Below are 4,806 nucleotides of genomic sequence, written 5' to 3'. Positions count from 1 at the left end.
TTTTGGTTTGGTTTACTCTTGAGTTTGCTTGCCGGCTTCGATCCAGTCTTCCACGTTCCATACTTTCGTGGCAAGGCCATCGTAGAAATCCGGTTCGTGGCTGACGAGTACGATCGTGCCTTTATAGGCTTGCATGGCACGTTTCAGTTCTGCTTTCGCATCGATGTCCAAGTGGTTTGTCGGTTCATCGAAGATCAGCCAATTGCTTTCTTCGAGCATCAATTTGCACAAGCGCACTTTCGCTTGCTCGCCACCGCTCAATTGGTTCATCGGGCGGCCGATGTGTTCGCTCTTCAAACCGGTGCGGGCAAGGGCGCCGCGCACTTGACCCTGGTCCATCGAAGGATAGGCATCCCAAATCTCATCGATTGGGCGGTGCGTCGGTGCTTTGACTTCCTGTTCGAAATAGCTAGGCGTCAAATATTCACCGCGAATGACGTCTCCATCGAGTGGCTTGATTTTGCCGAGCATTGTCTTGAGCAAAGTCGATTTCCCGACGCCGTTCATGCCGACGAGCGCGATTTTTTCACCGCGTTCGATCATGAAGGACAATGGCGGCAATAGCGGCTTATCGTAGCCGATGCGCAGTGCTTCCGCTTCAACGACATAACGGCTTGGGCTGCGCGTTTCCTTGAAGGCGAATTGCGGTTTGGCCGCCATTTCCGGTTTTTCGATGCGGTCCATGCGGTCCAATTGCTTCTGGCGGGATTTTGCGCGTCCGGTAGTCGAAGCGCGTGCTTTGTTTTTCGCGATAAAGGTCTCGGTTTTCTTGATCATGTCTTCTTGTTTTTCGTAAGCTTCAAGATGCTGCTTTTTCGCCAACTCCGCAAGCTCGATGAACTTTTCGTAAGAGGCAGTGTAACGGTTCAAACGGGAGAATTCCAAGTGGAAAATAACGCCTGTTACTGAACTCATGAATTCCGTATCATGCGAAATGAGCAGGAAAGCATGCGGATAGTTTTTCAAGTAATTGACGAGCCATTGGATATGTTCTTCATCCAGGTAGTTGGTCGGCTCATCCAGCAATAGCACTTTTGGTTTTTCCAGCAATAGCTTAGCCAATAAAAGCTTTGTGCGCTGTCCACCGGAAAGGGATTCCACATTGCGTTCAAGTCCAATGGCATCGAGCCCGAGCCCGCGTGCGATTTCATCGACTTTCACGTCCAATGTATAAAAATCACCGGCATCGAGTGCATCTTGTACTTCGGCCATCTGCTCGAGCAAGGTTTCGAGCTGTTCTGGATCGGCTTCGCCCATTTGCATGGCGATATCGTTCAATTCTTTTTCTTTTTCATAGAGCGGCAAGAAAGCATCCTGCAAGGTTTGACGGATGGTGCGGCCTGGCGCTAGCTGCGTGTGCTGGTCCAAATAGCCGTAATGGGTCTTTGGCTGCCATTCGACTTTGCCGCCATCATGGATTTGTTTGCCAGTCAAAATATTCATCAATGTCGATTTGCCGACGCCGTTCGCCCCGACAAGGCCGACGTGTTCCCCTTCAACTAAACGAAACGAAATGTCGTTGAATAAGGTACGATCGCCAAATGTGTGGCTTAGGTTTTCTACTGTTAATAAACTCATGTATATGTTCCTCCACTTTCCATAAAAAAAACCGCGGTTAAAGTTCCGCGAGTTTTTTGTTTAGTTCCGCAAGACGTTGTTCCATTTTTTCAAGCCGTTCTTCGGCTTTGTCTACCATTTTAGTGTGGCCGGTTGTTTCCAGTTTTTCAATATCACCCTGTTGGCGTACGTAATCGCTCTTCAGTTCGGCGATGGCGTATTCGATTTCTTGCTTGTTCAACAAAATCACCCTAGTTTTTCTCTGTATTGTACCACAACTGGAGAAAATTTAAATGGATACGCTCGGCTTCTCGCTTTCATTGAGCACCATTACTCCTATATAATAACAAAAAATGAAAAAAGGAAGTGAGATGCCATCGACAGTTTATTGTTTGATATCATGTTAATTATTTTCCTCGGCGTTCTGTCGCAATGGATCGCCTGGCGTCTCCGCCTTCCAGCGATTGTGTTGATGTCGATTGCCGGGCTGCTGATCGGCCCGATATTTGCCGTGATTTCCCCGGAAGAAAGTTTCGGGGATTTGTTCCGGCCGCTCGTATCGCTTGCCGTTGCCATCATCTTGTTTGAAGGCAGCTTAAACTTGAATTTCAAAGAAATCCGCGGCTTTAATAAGCCTGTGTGGCGGATTGTCACATTTGGTGCTTTGCTTGCATGGGCGGGAGGCACTTTAGCTTCCCATTATGTCGCCGGCCTTTCTTGGGCAGTGTCGTTTGTCATCGGCGGCTTGTTCATCGTGACCGGCCCGACCGTCATCATGCCGCTGCTTCGCCAAGCTAAACTGAAAGCTCGTCCGGCTGCGTTATTGAAATGGGAAGGCATTATTGTCGATCCATTCGGCGCATTATTGGCTTTGTTTGCCTTCCAATTCGTGTTGTTTGCGGAAGGGGATGTCACCGCTGCTGCATTCGGGCTGTTCTTCCTGGCGGCGCTTTTTGCGACCGTACTCGGTGCGGGGGCAGGACTTGGGATGGGCTGGATGTTCGAGCGCGGCCAAATTCCGGAATTTTTAAAATCGCCGATGGTGTTCGGCGTGGTGTTGTTGACGTTTGTCATCTCGGATATCGTGATGCACGAAACCGGCTTGCTTGCGGTAACCGCGATGGGGATGGTCATGGCTAATATGAACATCTCCTCCATCAACGACATGCGGCATTTTAAAGAGACCATGTCTATTTTGTTGATTTCCAGCGTCTTCATGATGCTCACGGCTTCACTCAGCATGGATGTGCTGTTTGAAATCTTCAATTGGTCAATTATTTCATTCGTATTGGTCATGTTATTTATCGTCCGGCCCTTGTCCATCTGGCTGTCGACAATCGGCACCGACTTGAGCTGGCAAGAAAAAGCTTTGGTCGGGTGGATCGCCCCTCGAGGCATTGTTGCACTGACCGTCTCCGGTTATTTCGCTAGCGTCTTATTGGATGCCGGGTTTGAGGACGCGGAACTTTTAACCGCATTAACCTTCGCACTCGTGTTTTCCACGGTAGTTGCGCATGGGTTTTCCATTACGTGGGTCGGCCGTAAACTAGGTCTCGCTTCAGCGGAAGATCCGGGAATTATCATTGTCGGAGCCAGCAGGTTCACGACTGCGATGGCGAAAGCTCTTTATGATATGGATAAAAACGTGCTGCTCGTCGATGATTCCTGGGGCCGCCTGCAAAAAGCGCGCCAAATCGGCATCAAGACTTATGTCGGGAACATCCTTTCCGAGCATACGGAATACGAAGTAGATTTGACGCCTTACGAGAAAATGCTCGTCGCTTCGGAGACGGATTCGTTTAACGCGCTTGTCGTCAATAACTTCGTGCCGGAAATGGGACGCATCAATTTGTATCAGACGGCTCTTCACCAAGGGGACCCTGCCGATTTCCACGCTTCATTGAGCGGGCGAATCCTTTTCACCGAAGATTGGAACATTCACGTGCTTGATGAGAAGGAAGAGCAAGGCTACGCCATCCGTTCCACAAAATTGACGGAGCGTTTCACTTATGAAGAATTCAATAAGAGATGGTCAGCCAATACGATTCCGTTATTCATTGAAACGGCACAAGGAAACATCGAGTTCTTCACTTCCGATAAAGTGCTGGAGCCGAAGCAAGGCGATACCATCATTAGCTTCACTGGGCCAGAGCGTGATTCCGACCGCATTCAGGAACGTTTGGAAACAAAACGCATCAAAAAGGATTCTCAGACTAAAGAATGAAATCTTTCATTATAAGCCCTATCGATACGCAAGAAGAATGCGTCTTTGCTATGATAAACAATAGCTGCAGCATGCACTGCACCAGATCAATCAATAGGAAAAGGCAGTGGAAATCCGCTGCCCGCTTATACGTAGTCAAGGAGGATTCAGGATCATGAAGATTTTATTAGTGGATGGAACAATACTTGGGCGTAAGACCGGCGCTGTATTGGAACAGGTCAAAGTCTATCTCGAGCGAGCGAATCCGGAGATGGAACTGAGCATTTTGAGCATGAGCGAATATGAGCATCAATTCGTAGATGGGCGCCCGAACGCGGAATACAACGACAGCATGCGTGAAATGGTGCAACGTTTTGAAGAAGCGGACGGCTATATCATCGCTTCGCCGATTTTCCAAGGTTCGATTCCAGGCGTCTTGAAAAATGCATTCGATATGCTGCACCCTCGGACGATGCGCTATAAACCGGTGTCGATCGTCGCGAACGGCGGTACGTATCAGCATCACTTGGTTATCGAGAATCAGCTGAAACCGATTCTTGATTATTTCCGCTGCCTCGTGACGCCGAACTATGTCTATACGCATACGAGCCATTTCGATGATACGAATGCCATCATCAATGACGATGTCCACGACCGCCTGCGCGAACTTGCCCGTGTGTTTGCGCAATATGCAGAAATGAGCACCCATCTTTCAAAAGATACACTCGATATCGACGACCATTAAGAAAAACCTCCCTCGGGAGGTTTTTTTATGGAGTGTTAAAGGAGTCTATTAAGTCAGTTATGAATTAAAAGAGGATCATCTTTTCGAAATTCAAAAATCAATGATATATCTAAGTATTTGGAGAAGCGTTCGCTCACTTCTTTTTTTGTCAGCATACACCGGTTCGCTAGGATTGAGTAGTCAAAAAAACGACAGTGAAGCGGAAGGCGGCGACTCCTGCGGGAACAGCGCGAGCCGAAGACCCTGCAGGAGCGCCAGCGACGAAGCGGCTGAGGCCGTGCCCGCGGAAAGCGTCCGGCTG

Annotated in this window: 4 protein-coding genes; 2 read left to right on the top strand and 2 right to left on the bottom strand. The window is 48.8% G+C overall.

All coding sequences use genetic code 11. The annotated features are described in order from the left end of the window. Positions 1-12 precede the first annotated feature (12 nt). Entirely contained in the window at positions 13-1,578 is a 1,566-nt protein-coding gene (locus ON064_RS17035; protein ID WP_121298478.1) for an ABC-F family ATP-binding cassette domain-containing protein, read from the bottom strand. Between the two features lie 37 nt (positions 1,579-1,615). Next, entirely contained in the window at positions 1,616-1,798 is a 183-nt protein-coding gene (locus ON064_RS17030) for an SE1832 family protein (RefSeq protein WP_068465777.1), read from the bottom strand. A 159-nt stretch (positions 1,799-1,957) separates the two neighbouring features. Here ON064_RS17030 and ON064_RS17025 point away from each other — a divergent pair, with 159 nt between their 5' ends. Both ON064_RS17025 and ON064_RS17020 read left to right on the top strand, forming a co-directional pair. Next, positions 1,958-3,781: a cation:proton antiporter gene (locus ON064_RS17025; protein ID WP_274625705.1), complete on the top strand. Its 1,824-nt coding sequence runs from the start codon at positions 1,958-1,960 to the stop codon at positions 3,779-3,781. A 154-nt stretch (positions 3,782-3,935) separates the two neighbouring features. Next, positions 3,936-4,505: an NADPH-dependent FMN reductase gene (locus ON064_RS17020; RefSeq protein WP_274625704.1), complete on the top strand. Its 570-nt coding sequence runs from the start codon at positions 3,936-3,938 to the stop codon at positions 4,503-4,505. The last annotated feature ends 301 nt before the right edge of the window (positions 4,506-4,806 follow it).

This window comes from Planococcus sp. A6 (assembly GCF_028823615.1).
Classification (GTDB): Bacteria; Bacillota; Bacilli; order Bacillales_A; family Planococcaceae; genus Planococcus.
The sequence above is the reverse complement of the archived record's forward strand: the minus strand, read 5'-3'. Positions and strand labels throughout refer to the sequence as shown.

Excerpts from the sequence above, each read along its gene's own strand:
- ON064_RS17025 (WP_274625705.1), top strand. The coding sequence starts at position 1,958 with ATGTTAATTATTTTCCTCGGCGTTCTGTCGCAATGGATCGCCTGGCGT.
- ON064_RS17020 (WP_274625704.1), top strand. The coding sequence starts at position 3,936 with ATGAAGATTTTATTAGTGGATGGAACAATACTTGGGCGTAAGACCGGC.
- ON064_RS17035 (WP_121298478.1), bottom strand. The coding sequence starts at position 1,578 with ATGAGTTTATTAACAGTAGAAAACCTAAGCCACACATTTGGCGATCGT.